Here is a 14,600-nt window from a genome sequence, read left to right as displayed (position 1 = left end):
CGCCCGGACCGGGTTCAGGCCTCGGCCAGGGCCTGGTTCAGCGCGCTTTCCAGGCGCTGCTTGTAGCGCAGGTAATGGATGCTCTGCAGCGCCGATTCGGCGGCCACCGCCGACAGGTCCAGGTCGGTGATGTAGCAGGGGTAGCGCTCCTGTCCGCGGCGCTGGGCGAGGATGTGCCGGGCCACGGCCTGGAACAGCCCGGCGCCGTACTCCAGTTCGGAAAACTCGCGGTGGTTGCAGTACAGGGTGATGCGCGAACGCTGCCCGGCCCCCGGCTCGACGATCGCCTGGACGTTGTAGTAGGGCCGCTCCTGCGCGCTGGGCGGCGCCTGGCGGCGTTCCACCAGGCGAGCCCGTCCGCGGCCGGCCGGTAGCAATTCGTAATAAATGATTTCCTGCACCGGCTGCGCCTCGCCCAGCGGCAGTTGCGCGCTGCGCCGGTAGAGCATGGCCTGGAGGAAACGCTGCAGCGGCACCAGCAGCGTCTGCTCGTCGTCGCAGGCCTGGCGGCCGTGCCACAGGGAGTTGCGTTCGTCCAGCAGGTAGAGCGTGGCCTGGCCCTCGTCCAGGCGGTAGAACACCTGCAGGCAGCCGGGGCGGCCGAGCGGCAGCAGCAGCGCCAGGTCCTCGCCTTCCAGGGCGTGGCGGTCCAGGTGCAGCGGGCTATAGGCGCCCTGGCGTTCGCCCAGGTGTTCGAGCAGGGCCGGCAGGTCGGCCAGGCTCTGGTGGCTGACCTGGCCCGGCTGCAGGCGCAGCAGGTGGTACTGCTGGCGGATCTGCAGCAGGTAGCGCCCGCCGTTGCCGCTGGCCAGCTGGGCGTAGGCGTCCTGGAACAGTTCCTCGACGCGCTGGGCGATGGCCGCCGCGCGGTTGCGGCAGAAGCAGCGCACCAGCAGGCGCGGCGGCGCGGTGTCGGCGGGCAGGGCGTTGAGGTAGTCGCGCAGGCAGTCGAGCAGCGCGCCGGGGCCGGCGTAGCGGCTGACCAGCAGTTCGTTCCAGCTGTTCAGGGTGACCTGGTCGAGGGTCAGCACCAGGTTGTCGCGCATGCCGGAGTAGCCCAGCGAGTCGGTGCGCCCGCTGGTCATGTGCAGGTTGGCCTGGCTGTGCTGGCGCAGCGGGTCGAGGCCGACGTTCACCAGGATCAGCACGCTGGCCGGGGCGCTGGGGCGCAGCAGGGCGCTTTCGGCCACTTCTTCCAGGGGCATGGGCATGGCCTGCTGCAGGCCGAGCAGCAGGTTGCCCAGTTCGTGTTCGCTCAGGTCGCTGTCGCCGGGCTGCAGCGACAGCCGGGTGCCGCCATCGATCACGCCGTTGCGGTGGCTCCAGGCCAGCAGCTCGATCAGCTCGCGGGCGCGCTTGAGCGGCGCGTAGTCGGCCAGCTCGGCGCCCGTCAGGTTGCCCGGGAACAGCGCCCAGGAACCGCCCTCGGCGGCGTTGCCGGCGGGCAGGCGGGCGAGGGTGAGGAGGTCTTCGCCCAGGTCCGGGGCGATGCCCGGGTTGATGTGCTCGACCTTGCCGGCCTTGCGTTCGAAGGCGGCGTACAGGCGCCGGCCGAGCACGCCCAGGTCGCGCGGGTCGATGCCGCTGGCGGCCTGCTGCTGGCGGGCGAAGCGCGAGAGGAAGCGGTAGCTGTAGGTCAGCTCGTTGACCAGGGCGCGGCGCTCCAGGGTGACCTGGCGCACCTTCCACTGGCTGCGTGAGTCGAGCAGGCCGAGCACGCGCCCGTCCCAGCCCCAGGCGCCGGTCAGGCGCTCCATCAGCAGGCGCTGCCAGCTCTTGCGGCCCTGCTGCGGGCGGCGGCTGAGTTTCTTGCCTACCTTCAGGTACAGGCAGCGGCGCACCAGCTCCAGGCGCTCCTGCTCGCCGCGCGCGAGGAGGTATTCCTCCAGGCGCCGGTAGAGCAGGATGTACGGGTCCAGCTCGTCCAGTTCCAGGCGCCCGGCGTAGACCTCGGCCTTGAAGCGCAGGGCCAGGCAGGCGACCTGCGGGTGCTCGCTGGCGTAGACCTCGCTGAGCAGCAGCTTGAGCACCGCCTTGTAGGGCGAGGTGATGCCCTTGAACAGCTGCCACATGCCCGAGCCGACGAACTCGCCGGGCGGGATGTGCGCCAGGTGGCCGAGGTCGAGGACTTCCTCGTGGCGGATGAAGCGCTTGCTCAGCAGTTGCTCGACGTAGTCGCGATAGCGCCCTTCCTCGTATTCCGGCACCAGCCACCACAGCGGCGTGCGCCCGCCGAGCCAAATGGCGGTGCGGTAGAACTCGTCGAGCAGCAGGTAGTGCTGGCTGGTGCCGCAGTCGTCGGAGGTCAGCCGGGCGTTGCGCGCGCCGCTGACGAAGCCGCGCGGGTCGATGAGGAAGCAGTGCACCTCGGCGCCCTGGCCCGCGGCCCAGCGCTCCAGCAGCTCGCACTTGCGCTGCAGCTCGGCCACCGCGCCGGGCGCGAGCCCCGGGGCGTGGCAGACCCACAGGTCGAGGTCGCTCCGCTCCTCCTGGGCCACCGTGCCCAGGCTGCCCATCAGGAACAGCCCGTGGATCGGCAGGTCGACCTCGCCGCGGCGCGGCTTGTAGCTGAACGAGCGGGTCAGGCGCTGGGCTTCGGCCAGCAGCTCGTCGTCGGGGACGAAGCCGCACAGCCCCGCCGGGGTGGCGCCGGAGACGTAGCCGGGCAGCAGCGGGTGGTTGACGTCCAGCAGCAGCGGCAGCAGGCGCAGCACCAGTTGCTGGCGGCTCGACAGCGCGGCCGTGGCGCGCTCCAGGCGCCCCTGGTTGATCGCCAGGAAGCGCTTGCGCAGGCGCGCCAGGACCTTGCGGTCGATGCCGTCGTCGATGTCCGGACGAATCTCGTGGGTGAAGGTCATGGCCTGCCGCGGTCAGCTATCGGGCGGTTATGGCTGAGTGCCATTACCGCATGATCTGCACTGTATATCGACCGCGGCGGGGCTGTCCTTAAGGAAATGGGGCGGGCCGCCGATGGATGGCGGCCGCGGGGTTCAGGGCTTGAGGATGTTCAGCAGCACCTGGGCGTGTTCGGCGGCGTCCAGCCCCAGGCTGGTCAGGTAGCCGCCGTCGGGCTGGTCGATCAGGCCCTTGGCGTGCAATCGCCCGGCCGCAGAGATGGCCGTCGGGGCCGCGTCATGGTGGATCTTCAGGCCTGCCTGGGTGTTCTCGAGATCGAACAGGGCAAGCAATTCCAGTTCCGCTACCAGCTCTTGGGTGAAGGCCATGGCGACTCCTTGGTGGCGATGTTGCGCCAGTTTAGCCACAGCCACCCCGCGCTCGGCAAGCTCATTCCTCGCCGGGCAGCTGCGGCAATGCGCGCAGGGCCTGCTCGTACCAGGCGCCATCGAAGGCGCGGTCCTCAGCGAGCATCGCCTGGATCTCGTGGGCCAGCACCATGGCCATCATTTCCAGGGCTTCCTCGCGCTCGTAGCCGACCAGGGTCAGCTTGTTGAACACCGCGCGGGCTGCCGCCGGCTCGCCGCCTTCGATCTGGTTCTCGATGGCCTGGATCAGGGTCTCTGCCGCGAAGGATTCTTCGCTGTCGTCGATGTCGCTCATGCCGGGTGGCTCCGTGCGGGCTTGTGCAGCCGGGGGAAGTTGTCCAACCTGCGCTGACCTGGATGGCCGCAGAAGGACGCGGATGCGACATGATCACCTATTACACCCTCGACGGCGACCGTCTGCAGCGCCACACCGGCGAGGTCGGCGCGGCCATGCCGGCGGGCACGCTGTGGATCGACCTGCTGCACCCCACGGAAGAGGAGGAGCGCCTGCTGGAGTCCTTCATCGAGGTGGACGTGCCGACCCGCGAGGAAATGGCCGAGATCGAGGATTCCTCGCGCTTCTACGAGAGCAAGGGCGCGTTGTACATGACCACCGCGGTGGTCAGCGGCATCCGCGAGCACCGGCCGAGCACCGCCGAGGTCACCTGCGTGCTCACCCCGCAGTGGCTGGTGACGGTGCGCTACGCCGACGTGCTGTCGTTCCGCACCTTCGAGACGCGGGTACAGCGCAGCGGCTGCAAGGGCAGCAGCGACCTGCTGTTCGTCAGCCTGATGGACGCGGTGGTCGACCGCATCGCCGACGTGCTGGAGTCGGTGCAGGGCCAGTTGGACACGCTGTCGCGGGACATCTTCACCGACCATGGCGAGCTGCCCCGCTCCCGCGTGCCCAAGACCGACCTGCAGCAGATCGTCAAGCAGTTGGGGCGCACCAACTCGCTGCTGTCCAAGCTCAACGAGAGCCTGCTCAGCGTCAGCCGGCCGCTGGCCTATTTCCGCCAGAGCGGCAATGGCAACGCCTGGATCAGCGAGGAAGCGCGCCTGGGCATGAAGTCGGTGGAGCGCGACGTGCGTTCGCTGGGCGAGTACCAGTCGAAGATGTCCGGCGAGATCACCTTCCTGCTCGACGCCACCCTGGGCCTGATCAACATCGAGCAGAACAGCATCATCAAGGTGTTCTCCATCGCCGCCGTGCTGTTCCTGCCGCCGACCCTGGTGGGCACCGTGTACGGCATGAACTTCCAGCACATGCCGGAACTGGCCTGGGCCAGCGGCTACCCGCTGGCGCTGGTGGCCATGGTGGTCTCGGCGATCATCCCGTACCTCTGGTTCAAGTTCCGCGGCTGGCTGTAGCGTCGCCGGGGCGCGCGGCCTTGATATCGATCAAGATCGCCGTACCCGGCAGCTAGCAGAGTGGGGGGATTGCTCGCCCGAGCCCCATGTCTCACAGGAGGAGACCATGCCGCAGCCCGATGCCAAGAACCCGCCCGTCCTCGCTGCCCTGGAGGCCCCGACGCCGACCCGCGGCGGCGAGGAAATCCGTGCCCAGAGCCACGGCCCGGTCGCCCTGACCGTGGCCATGGCGCCGCGCGGCAGCAACGAGGATTCCGGCTCCGCCGGCCTGCCCTCGTCCTACCCCTACCGCAAACGCCTGCAGCGCAAGGAATACGAGGCGCTCAAGGCGCAGCTGCAGGTGGAACTGCTGAAGGTGCAGAGCTGGGTGAAGGAGACCGGGCAGCGCATCGTGGTGCTCTTCGAGGGCCGCGACGCCGCCGGCAAGGGCGGCACCATCAAGCGCTTCATGGAGCACCTGAACCCGCGTGGCGCGCGGGTGGTCGCCCTGGAAAAGCCCAGCGACGCGGAAAGCGGCCAGTGGTACTTCCAGCGCTACGTCCAGCACCTGCCCACCGCGGGCGAAATGGTCTTCTTCGACCGCTCCTGGTACAACCGCGCCGGCGTCGAGCGGGTGATGGGCTTCTGCACGCCGCGCCAGTACCTGGAGTTCATGCAGCAGACGCCGGAACTGGAGCGCATGCTGGTGCGCAACGGCATCCAGCTGTTCAAGTACTGGTTCTCGGTCAGCCGCGAGGAGCAGCTGCGGCGCTTCGTGTCGCGCCGCGACGACCCGCTCAAGCACTGGAAGCTGTCGCCCATCGACATCCAGTCGCTGGACCGCTGGGACGACTACACCCAGGCCAAGGAGGCGATGTTCTTCCACACCGACACCGCCGACGCGCCCTGGGTGGTGGTCAAGTCCGACGACAAGAAGCGTGCGCGGCTGAACTGCCTGCGCCACTTCCTGCACACGCTGGACTACCCCGGCAAGGACCTGGCCATCGCCCACGCCCCCGACCCGCTGCTGGTGGGGCGTGCGGCCCAGCTGGACCGCGACGAGCTGGCGCGCCCGCATGCCACGCCGCCGCTGCCGCGCCAGGTCGAGGCCAGCGAGAGCGCCCCGGCGGCCTGAGGGGCCGCCGGGCCTGCCTCACTGCGCCTGGCTCAGCTGCATGAGCTGGCCGGCCAGCTCGCGGGCGTGGCGTTCGACGATGATCGGCGCCCAGGGCCGGCCGGAGGCGCTGACCAGGGCGTTGCTCTTGCTGTTCATGTCGCCCAGGGCGGTTTCCAGGTAGTTCCAGCGCATCTGCAGCTTGCCGCTCGCCGCGCCCGGCGGCAGGCGCGAGAGGCTGCGGCTGATCAGCGGCAGCAGCGTCTTCTCGTCCTGGCCGAGGTAGCTCTGCGGCGCCTCGCGGGCGATCTCCAGCACGCCCAGGTAGGAACGCGCCAGGTACTGCACGGAAAGGTATTCGATGCGCACCGGCACCTGCCACAGCGGCAGCTCGTCGGCCGCGGACGGCGGCACGAAGCGCTCGACCTGGCCGAGGAAGTCGCGCAGGGCGCGGCTCAGGTCCGGCAGGTAGGTCCAGGGCAGGTCCTCTTCCTTGGGGCCGTAGGTGGTGCCGGCCTGGATCTGCGCGAGCAGCGCCTGGTGGGCCTTGCGCAGGCCGTCGTCGGCCTTGGCGTAGCTTTTGACCGCCGCGTCCAGGGCGGCCAGGTCGGCCTTCAGCTGGTTGGCGTGGTTCTCCTGGAAGCCTTCGCCGCGCAACAGCATCAGGCTGCCCAGGGCCCGGCAGGCGTCGACCTGCATGGCCTGCAGCTGTTGCTCGTCGCTGGGCAGGTTGGCCCGGGCGGGCAGGGCGAGGAGGGTGAGAATACAGACGAACAGGTACTGCAGGAGGTATTTGCGGTTCATGGCGGGAGTTTCCCTGTTGTTCTTGTTGGCCGCCTGGCCACGCCTTGGCGGGCGTGGGTGGTTTCGCGAACAGCGCCGGCCTTGCCTGGCCGGCCGGTTACCTGCGAGGGGTCACCGTACCGGGGCGCGCTCCCCCTGGCGCCCCGCCCGATGCTCCGGGCCAGCAAAGGCTAGCGCCTGCGCCGGCCGTTGCAACCGATCGAAAGAGTGATTCGCCGACGGCGTCATGCTTCCTCTCCCGCGGCCAGACGCAGGCCGTGGGCGTCGAGAATCTCGATGCCGGCGTAGCTCAGGCGCAGCACGCCGCGGGCTTCCAGCTCCTTGAGCAGGTGGTTGGTGGTCTGCCGCGACAGCCCGAGCATGGCCGCCAGCTGTTCCTGGGGCAGGTGCAGCTCGCGCTGGCTGGCCTGCGCCTCGCCGTAGCTGGCGGCCAGCATCAGCAGGCGCCGGGCCAGGCGCTGGGCGGCCGGCAGCAGGGCCTGTTCCTCCAGCACGGTGAAGGCCAGGCGCAGCTTGTGGCTCATCAGCAGGGCGAAGTCGCGCCAGTACTGCGGCTTTTCGGCGAGCAGCGCGTGCAGCGCCGGCAGCGGCACCTGCAGCAGGGTGGTGGGGCCTTCGGCGTAGGCGTCGTGGGTGCGCGGCTGGCCGTCGAACAGGCAGATCTCGCCGAACCAGTTGGGCGCCTCCACCAGGGCCAGCAGCGCTTCCTTGCCGCTGGCGCCCACCGCGCCGACGCGCATCCTGCCTTCGACCACGCAATACAGCCCGCAGGGGGCGTCGCCGCGGGCGAACAGGCGCTGCCCGGCGGGCAGGCGGCGGACGATGGCGGCCTGGCCGAGGGCTTCGCGCAGTTCGGCGGGCAGGTGCTGGAACCAGCGGCCGGAGGCGATGCGTTGCAGGCAGTCGGCGGTGTCGGGCATGGGCTTTGTCGGCTAGTTGACAGAGTGGTACGGCAGTCCAAGCCATGATGCCAGTACCTTGCCCGAGAACGACAGAACAATGAAAACACTCGTCGACCACCTGGCGCAGTACGCGGCCTACCACCGCGACCGGCGCAACATCCTCAGCCACTTCATCGGCATCCCGATGATCGTCCTGTCCATCGCCGTGCTGCTGTCGCGCCCGGGTCTTGAGGCCGGCGGCCTGCTGCTGGCCCCGGCGACCCTGCTGGCGCTGGCCGCGCTGGCGTTCTACCTGCGCCTGGACCTGCGCTTCGGCGTGCTCATGGGCGTGCTCCTGGCGCTGTCGCTGTGGGCCGGCGCGGTGCTGGCCGCGGGTTCCACCGCCAGCTGGCTGGCCTGGGGCATCGGCCTGTTCGTGGTGGGCTGGTTCATCCAGTTCGTCGGCCACTGGTACGAGGGGCGCAAGCCGGCCTTCGTCGACGACCTGATGGGGCTGGTGGTCGGCCCGCTGTTCGTCGCCGCCGAGGCGGCCTTCCTGCTCGGCCTGCGCGACGAGGTGCGCCGCGCCGTGGAAGAGCGCGCCGGGCCGACCTGCATCCGCGAGCGCAAGGCGGCTGTCTGATCTTCCCTAGCCCGCGCCGGTGAGCCGGCGCAGGATTTCCGCGCTGCGCGCATCGGCGGGGAAGAAGGTTTCCAGCGCCAACTCCGAGAGCGTCACATCCACCGGCGTGCCGAACACCGTGATGGTGCCGATCAGGCTGAGCACGCCCAGCTCGGTGTTCAGTTGCACCGGTATCAGCACCATGTCGCCGCTGGCTTGCTCTTCGTGGGGCGGCGCCGGGTAGAGCGCCAGTTCGTCGCGCAGGGCCTGCAACTGCGGGTCGCCGCTGGCGTCGATGTCCCGCTGCAGGCGCGCCATCACATGCGCCTTCCACGGTCCCAGGTTGAGGATGCTCGGTGCCAGGCCGCGCGGGTGCAGGCTCATGCGCAGCACGTTGCAGGGCGCGGCGAGCAGCTCGGGGGCCACGCCGATGAGGAAGACGCTCACCGCGTGGTTGGAGGCCAGCAGGTTCCAGTGGCGGTCCACCACCATCGCCGGGTTCGGCTCGTGGGCCTTGAGCAACTGGTCGATGGCCTGCCGCGCCACGGTCAGCGCCGGGTCGTCCAGCGCCCGCTCGGAATACACCGGCGCGTAGCCGGCGGCGCCGAGCAGGCGGTTGCGCTCGCGCAGCGGGATGTCCAGCTGTTCGGCCAGGTGCAGGAGCATCTCGCGGCTGGGCAGGGCGCGGCCGGTCTCGACGAAGCTCAGGTGGCGCGTGGAGATGTCCGCGTCGCAGGCCAGGTCGAGCTGGCTGAGGCGGCGGCGCTGGCGCCATTGGCGCAGCAGGGCGCCGACGGGGAGGGTTTGGCTGTCCATGGGAACGAACGATAGACCTCCGTCCGGGGCCCGGCCATTACCTGGCAGGTAATCGACGCTGTGCCCGCCGCGGCGGATTCTTCGGCCAGGCGCCGCGGACCGGCGGCGCTTCGTTCAGGAGGATTCGCCATGACTCTGCTGCAACCGTCCCCGCTGCTCCGCCGTTCCCTGCAACTGGACGCCCTCGCCGGCGGCGCCACCGGCCTGCTGCTGGCGCTGGCCGCCAACCCGCTGAGCGAACTGTTCGGCCTGCCCGCCGTACTGCTGATGGTGGCCGGCATCGTGCTGCTGCCCTTCGCCCTGGTGCTGGCCTGGATGGCCAATAGCGAACTGCTGTCGCGCACCGGCGTCTGGGCGGTGATCGCCGCCAACCTGCTGTGGGTGCTGGAAAGCCTGTTCCTGCTGCTCAGCGGCTGGGTGCAGCCGACCGTGCTGGGCTGCGCCTTCGTCATCGGCCAGGCGCTGGTGGTCGGGGTGCTGGCGGAACTGGAGTTCTTCGGCCTGCGCCGCTCCGCCGTGCTCCATGGCCTGTGAGGCGCGAGGGGCGGCCTTGCGGGGCCGCCCTTCGCTTCAGGCCAGCGCCTCGCGGACGAAGTCCAGGCGGTCCTGGCCGAAGAACATCTCGTCGCCGACGAACATGGTCGGCGCGCCGAACATGCCGCGCTTGATGGCCGCCTCGGTGTTGGCCTTGAGCGCGTCCTTCACTTCCTGGTCCGCCGCCAGCGCCAGCAGCGCCTGCGGGTCGAAGCCGGCCTCGGCCAGCAGCGGGCCCAGCACCGCCGCGTCGCCCAGGTTCAGGGCGTCCACCCACATGCCCTTGAACACGCAGGCCAGCAGCGCCGCGAAGCGTTCCGGCTGGCGCAGCTGCACGCCGGTGGCGGCGCGCATCAGCAGCAGGGTGTTGATCGGGAAGTGCGGATTCATCTTCAGCGGCACACCGTAGCGGCGGGCGAAGCGCTGCATGTCGGTCAGGGTGTAGCGGCCCTTGGCCGGGACGGCGATGGGCGAGACGTTGCCGGTGGCCTGGAACACCCCGCCCAGCAGCACCGGGCGGTAGACCAGCTCGGCGCCGGCTTCGGCGCAGATGCTCGGCAGCTGGGTGTAGGCCAGGTAGGAGGTGGGGCTGCCGAAGTCGAAGTAGAACTCGACGCTTTTGCTCATGGGTGATCCCTCTTTGTTGTCGTTGTGGATTACCAGCGCTCCATCCAGGGCCGCAGGTCCAGCTCGAAGGTCCAGGCGTCGCGCGGCTGGCTGTGCAGGTACCAGTAGTTGTCGGCGATGTGCTCGGGATCGAGGATGCCGCCCTGGTCTTTCTGCGCGTACTTCTCCGGGAAGTTGTCGCGGATGAACTCGGTGTCGATGGCGCCGTCCACCACCACGTGGGCCACGTGCAGGCCCATGGGCCCCAGCTCGCGGGCCATGCTCTGGGCCAGGGCGCGGATGCCGTGCTTGGCTCCGGCGAAGGCGGCGAACCCAGCGGCGCCGCGCAGGCCGGCGGTGGCGCCGGTGAAGAGGAGGGTGCCCCGCTGGCGCGCGACCATGCGCCGGGCCACCGCCTGGCCGGTGAGGAAGCCGGAGAAGCAGGCCATTTCCCAGATCTTGAAGTACTTGCGCGCGGTCTCGTCGAGGATGCTGCAGGGCACGTTGGCGCCGATGTTGAAGACGAAGGCCTCGATGGGGCCGATGTCGCGCTCGATGGTCTCCACCAGTTCCGCCACCTGCTCCTCCTTGCGCGCGTCCGAGGCGAAGCCATGGGCCTCGCCGCCCTCGGCGCGGATGGCGTCGACCAGCGGTTGCAGCTTGTCCGCCGAGCGGCGGGTGACGCAGGCGACGTAGCCCTCGCGGGCGAAGCGGCGGGCGATGGCGCCGCCGGTGGCGTCCCCGGCGCCGATCACCAGCACCACTTTCTTCTCGTTGGGGGAGGCAGCGCTCATGTTCGTTTCCTCTGTTCGTTATGGGTAAACGATCGTTTGGTAAACGAACGTTATGTTATGCTTCCGGCAGCCGTCAAGCCGTTTCCGGAGCCACGCCATGCGCTACTCAGCCAGTCACAAGGAAGAAACCCGCCAGCGCCTGCTGGAGAGCAGCGGCGCCATCGCCAAGCGCGAGGGCTTCGCCAGCGTCGGCGTGGACGCGCTGATGAAGGCGGTGGGGCTGAGCGGCGGGGCCTTCTACAACCACTTTCCGTCCAAGGATGCGCTGTTCGCCGCCATCGTCGAACGCGAACTGACGCGCAGCGCCGAGCGCCTGGGCAAGGCCGGCGACAGCCACGGCCGCGAGCGCCTGGAGCGCTGCCTGCAGCGTTACCTGACGCTGGCCCACGTGCAGAACGTCGACGGCGGCTGCGCCATTCCCGCCCTGGGCGCGGACATCGCCCGCGCCGACGAGCAGGTGCGCGGCACGGTGGAGGCGGCGATGCTCGGGCTGCAGCAGGCCTGGGCGGAGGAGTTGGGGAATGCGGAGGATGCGTGGGCGATGCTTGCACAGTGCGTCGGGGCGTTGTTGCTGGCGCGGATGACGGCGAGTGAGGAGACGCAGCGGGTGATCATCGAGTCGAGCAGGGGGTTCCTGCTGCGGCGGTTGGAAGAGGGGGTGTCTTCGTAGGAGCGAGCTTGCTCGCGAACGGTGCCTCCCGGAAACATCGGTACCAACCGGAACACCGCCCCTCTCCCCAGCCCTCTCCCTGAAGGGAGAGGGGGCCGTTCGGCGTGTGCTGATGTTTCGGCTCTCCCTGATGCTACGCATAAAGCCTGATACCTCCATGAGGCACGGCCTTCGCGCCGGCACGGACTAGTTCTCTCTCCCTGCAAGAGGGGTTGTTTGGTGTGTGCTGATGTTTCGGCTCTTCCTGATGCTACGCATAAAGCCTGATACCTCCATGAGGCACGGCCTTTGCGCCGGCACGGACTAGCCCCCTCTCCCTTCAGGGAGAGGGCTGGGGAGAGGGAGCGGAGTCAATCCAAAGCACCGTAGCCAGAGGGAAACACCGTTCGCGAGCAAGCTCGCTCCTACGAAAAGCCCCCAGGGCCTCAGGGCCTCAGAGCCCGCGCAGGGCCAGGTCCGCACCAAGCAACAACAACCCCCCGAAGAAGCACCGGCGGAAGGCCGTCGGGCTGATGCGGTTGCGCAGCCACTGCCCCAGGTACATCCCTGCCAACGCCGGCAGCAGCGCCAGCAACGACACTCCCAGCACCGATGCATGCAACAGCGAGCCCTGCTGCCCGAGGGTGAGCGCCAGGGCCAGGGTGGAGACGGTGAAGGACAGCCCGAGGGCCTGCACCAGGTCGTCCTTCTCCAGGCCCAGGGCCTGCAGGTAGGGCACCGCGGGGATCACGAAGACGCCGGTGACCGCGGTGACGGCGCCGGTGGCCAGGCCGATCAGCGGCGACAGCCAGGGCTCGTGTGCCGGCGCCACCTGGAAGCGCTTCGCCGACAGCCCGAGCAGCGCGTAGAGGACCAGCGCCACGCCCAGCAGCGGCGTGGCCGCCGGCCAGTGCTCGCCGCCCAGCCACCAACCTACCGCCAGGGTGCCGGCGACGATGCCGGCGAGCATGCCCCACATCCGCCTGAGCAGCCCGAGGAAACGCGGCCCGGCGGCCAGTTGCCAGACGTTGGTGACGGTGGAGGGCACCACCAGGATGGCCGCCGCCTGCATCGGCGGCATCACCAACCCGAGCAGGCCGACCGCCACCGTCGGCAGGCCGAGGCCGACCACGCCCTTGACCAGGCCGGCGAGGAGGAAGGTGAGGACGATCAGGTCCAGGTGCGCGGGCAACGAGTCGAACATGGGCGGGCCTTGCCTAGGCGGTGGAGCTGGGCAGGATACCCGCAAACGAAAAACCCCGCCGCGGCGGGGTTCTTCTTCGACGGGTGGCGGCTCAGATATTGGCCACCTGCTGGTAGGCCTTGGGCTTGAAGTACAACGTCTCGCCGCGGGCCAGGCCGACCAGGCTGTCGTGGTCCTTGACCACCTCGGCCTCGATCAGCTCGTCCTGGCCGTCCACCTTCAGCGTCACCCGGGTGATCGCGCCCAGCGGGCGGATGTCGCGGACTTCCGCCGCGCGGTGCGCTTCCACCGCCTGGCGCGACAGCGAGACCTCGTGCGGGCGGAACAGCACGTGCTCGTCGTTGCCCAGGTGCAGGCGGTTGGAGTCGCCGAGGAAGTGGTAGACGAAGTCGCTGGCCGGGTTCTCGTAGACCTCGCCCGGCGAGCCGATCTGCTCGATCACGCCCTTGTTCATCACCACGATGCGGTCGGCGACTTCCATCGCCTCTTCCTGGTCGTGGGTGACGAACACGCTGGTGAGGTTGATCTCCTCGTGCAGGCGCGCCAGCCAGCGGCGCAGCTCCTTGCGCACCTTGGCGTCGAGGGCGCCGAAGGGTTCGTCCAGCAGCAGGATCTTCGGCTCCACCGCCAGCGCGCGGGCCAGGGCGATGCGCTGGCGCTGGCCGCCGGAGAGCTGTTCCGGGTAGCGGTCGGCGAGCCAGTCCAACTGCACCATGTTCAGCAGTTCGTGGACCTTCTCGGCGATGCGCGCCTCGCTCGGGCGTTCCTTCTTGGCCTTCATGCGCAGGCCGAAGGCGACGTTGTCGAACACCGTCATGTGGCGGAACAGCGCGTAGTGCTGGAACACGAAGCCGACGTTGCGGTCGCGCACGTCGTGCTGCGAGACGTCCTCGCCGTGGAACACGATGTTGCCGGCGTCCGGCGTCTCCAGGCCGGCGATGATCCGCAGCAGGGTGGTCTTGCCGCAGCCGGAGGGGCCGAGCAGGGCCACCAGCTCGCCGCTGTGGATGTCCAGGTTGATGTCGTCGAGCGCCTTGAAGGCGTTGAAGTTCTTGCTGACGTTACGGATTTCGATACTCATGGCTTATTCCTCGTCAGCTTTGACTTTCAATCGGGACAGGCGCGACTCGCTCCACTGCTTGAGCAGCAGGATGACCAGGGCCATCAGCAGCAGCAGGGTGGCGACGCTGAAAGCGGCGACGTGATTGTATTCGTTGTAGAGGATCTCGACGTGCAGCGGCAGGGTGTTGGTGACGCCGCGGATGTGCCCGGAAACCACCGACACCGCGCCGAACTCGCCCATCGCCCGCGCGGTGCACAGCACCACGCCGTAGATCAGGCCCCATTTGATGTTCGGCAGGGTCACGTGCCAGAACATCTGCCAGCCGTTGGCGCCGAGCAGGCGCGCGGCCTCTTCCTCCTGGGTGCCCTGTTCCTGCATCAGCGGGATCAGTTCGCGGGCGACGAAGGGGAAGGTGACGAAGATGGTGGCCAGGACGATGCCGGGCACGGCGAAGACGATCTGGATGTCGTGGTCGCTGAGCCACGGCCCGAAGTAGCCCTGGGCGCCGAACAGCAGCACGTAGATCAGGCCGGCGATCACCGGCGAGACCGAGAACGGCAGGTCGATCAGCGTCACCAGGATGCTCTTGCCGGGGAACTCGAACTTGGTCACGCACCAGGCGGCGGCCACGCCGAACACCAGGTTCAGCGGCACCGAGATGCCCACGGCAATCAGCGTGAGTTTCAGCGCGGCCAAGGCGTCGGGCTCGACGATAGCCTCGAGGAAGGTGCCGAAGCCCTGCTTCAGCGCCTCGCTCAGGACCACGAACAGCGGCATCAGCAGGAACAGGGCGAAGGCCAGCCAGGCCAGGCCGATGAGCGCCCGGCGGCCCCAGGGGTTGCCACGCCGGGCGGCGTTCGCCGCTTGTGCGGTGGAAAGCGTTGCGGAACTCATGGCGCG

15 protein-coding genes and 1 pseudogene are annotated in these 14,600 nt (G+C 69.1%); 5 read left to right on the top strand and 11 right to left on the bottom strand.

Annotation, left to right across the window (positions count from 1 at the left end):
* Positions 1–14: 14 nt before the first annotated feature.
* From ACTWJ5_RS30725 to ACTWJ5_RS30715, 3 genes are all read right to left on the bottom strand, one after another.
* A complete protein-coding gene (locus ACTWJ5_RS30725; protein WP_444437147.1) occupies positions 15–2,858 on the bottom strand; it encodes a class I adenylate cyclase in 2,844 nt (947 codons plus the stop codon).
* Positions 2,859–2,990: 132 nt separating this feature from the next.
* Positions 2,991–3,224, bottom strand: a complete 234-nt coding sequence (locus ACTWJ5_RS30720) for a TIGR02647 family protein (protein ID WP_249918425.1) — start codon at positions 3,222–3,224, stop codon at positions 2,991–2,993.
* A gap of 61 nt (positions 3,225–3,285) precedes the next feature.
* Positions 3,286–3,558, bottom strand: coding sequence for a hypothetical protein (locus ACTWJ5_RS30715; RefSeq protein ID WP_444437146.1), 273 nt, complete (start codon positions 3,556–3,558; stop codon positions 3,286–3,288).
* Positions 3,559–3,647: 89 nt separating this feature from the next.
* Between ACTWJ5_RS30715 and ACTWJ5_RS30710 the strand changes: the two genes are divergently transcribed.
* Both ACTWJ5_RS30710 and ppk2 read left to right on the top strand, forming a co-directional pair.
* Complete coding sequence (locus ACTWJ5_RS30710; RefSeq protein WP_444437145.1) at positions 3,648–4,634, top strand: magnesium transporter CorA family protein; 987 nt, start codon at positions 3,648–3,650, stop codon at positions 4,632–4,634.
* A 226-nt stretch (positions 4,635–4,860) separates the two neighbouring features.
* A pseudogene (ppk2, locus tag ACTWJ5_RS30705) lies at positions 4,861–5,792 on the top strand (polyphosphate kinase 2).
* On the opposite strand, the gene ACTWJ5_RS30700 reads toward ppk2, so the two are convergent.
* Positions 5,767–6,531, bottom strand: a complete 765-nt coding sequence (locus ACTWJ5_RS30700; protein ID WP_043315038.1) for a hypothetical protein — start codon at positions 6,529–6,531, stop codon at positions 5,767–5,769. The pseudogene ppk2 and the gene ACTWJ5_RS30700 sit on opposite strands and share 26 nt — an antisense overlap.
* A 224-nt stretch (positions 6,532–6,755) precedes the next feature.
* Positions 6,756–7,451 (bottom strand): Crp/Fnr family transcriptional regulator, encoded by a 696-nt coding sequence (locus tag ACTWJ5_RS30695; protein ID WP_043315039.1) that lies wholly within the window; start codon positions 7,449–7,451, stop codon positions 6,756–6,758.
* Between the two features lie 79 nt (positions 7,452–7,530).
* Between ACTWJ5_RS30695 and ACTWJ5_RS30690 the strand changes: the two genes are divergently transcribed.
* The gene (locus ACTWJ5_RS30690) at positions 7,531–8,055 is read left to right on the top strand and encodes an Mpo1 family 2-hydroxy fatty acid dioxygenase (protein ID WP_074983154.1); all 525 of its coding nucleotides are present in this window, start codon (positions 7,531–7,533) and stop codon (positions 8,053–8,055) included.
* Between the two features lie 6 nt (positions 8,056–8,061).
* On the opposite strand, the gene ACTWJ5_RS30685 is transcribed toward ACTWJ5_RS30690, so the two are convergent.
* A complete protein-coding gene (locus tag ACTWJ5_RS30685; RefSeq protein WP_301501526.1) occupies positions 8,062–8,850 on the bottom strand; it encodes an MmyB family transcriptional regulator in 789 nt (262 codons plus the stop codon).
* A gap of 129 nt (positions 8,851–8,979) precedes the next feature.
* Here ACTWJ5_RS30685 and ACTWJ5_RS30680 point away from each other — a divergent pair, with 129 nt between their 5' ends.
* A complete protein-coding gene (locus ACTWJ5_RS30680) occupies positions 8,980–9,384 on the top strand; it encodes a hypothetical protein (protein WP_444437144.1) in 405 nt (134 codons plus the stop codon).
* Positions 9,385–9,420: 36 nt separating this feature from the next.
* Here the strand turns inward: ACTWJ5_RS30680 and ACTWJ5_RS30675 are convergent, their stop codons facing one another.
* Both ACTWJ5_RS30675 and ACTWJ5_RS30670 read right to left on the bottom strand, forming a co-directional pair.
* The gene (locus tag ACTWJ5_RS30675; protein ID WP_444437143.1) at positions 9,421–10,011 is read right to left on the bottom strand and encodes a 2-hydroxychromene-2-carboxylate isomerase; all 591 of its coding nucleotides are present in this window, start codon (positions 10,009–10,011) and stop codon (positions 9,421–9,423) included.
* Between the two features lie 29 nt (positions 10,012–10,040).
* Positions 10,041–10,784: an SDR family oxidoreductase gene (locus ACTWJ5_RS30670; protein WP_444437142.1), complete on the bottom strand. Its 744-nt coding sequence runs from the start codon at positions 10,782–10,784 to the stop codon at positions 10,041–10,043.
* A 97-nt stretch (positions 10,785–10,881) separates the two neighbouring features.
* Between ACTWJ5_RS30670 and ACTWJ5_RS30665 the strand changes: the two genes are divergently transcribed.
* The gene (locus tag ACTWJ5_RS30665; RefSeq protein WP_444437141.1) at positions 10,882–11,454 is read left to right on the top strand and encodes a TetR/AcrR family transcriptional regulator; all 573 of its coding nucleotides are present in this window, start codon (positions 10,882–10,884) and stop codon (positions 11,452–11,454) included.
* Positions 11,455–11,887: 433 nt separating this feature from the next.
* On the opposite strand, the gene ACTWJ5_RS30660 is transcribed toward ACTWJ5_RS30665, so the two are convergent.
* From ACTWJ5_RS30660 to cysW, 3 genes are all read right to left on the bottom strand, one after another.
* Entirely contained in the window at positions 11,888–12,637 is a 750-nt protein-coding gene (locus ACTWJ5_RS30660; protein ID WP_444437140.1) for a sulfite exporter TauE/SafE family protein, read from the bottom strand.
* 91 nt (positions 12,638–12,728) lie between these two features.
* On the bottom strand, positions 12,729–13,718 hold the full coding sequence (locus ACTWJ5_RS30655; protein WP_116425155.1) for a sulfate/molybdate ABC transporter ATP-binding protein: 990 nt from the start codon (positions 13,716–13,718) through the stop codon (positions 12,729–12,731).
* A gap of 3 nt (positions 13,719–13,721) precedes the next feature.
* Complete coding sequence (gene cysW, locus ACTWJ5_RS30650; protein ID WP_058070856.1) at positions 13,722–14,594, bottom strand: sulfate ABC transporter permease subunit CysW; 873 nt, start codon at positions 14,592–14,594, stop codon at positions 13,722–13,724.
* Positions 14,595–14,600: the final 6 nt, after the last annotated feature.

The sequence above is a fragment of the Pseudomonas sp. A6 genome (assembly GCF_052367875.1).
Taxonomy (GTDB): domain Bacteria; phylum Pseudomonadota; class Gammaproteobacteria; order Pseudomonadales; family Pseudomonadaceae; genus Pseudomonas; species Pseudomonas citronellolis.
Note: the sequence above shows the minus strand (reverse complement) of the source record. Positions and strands in the feature narration are given on the sequence as shown.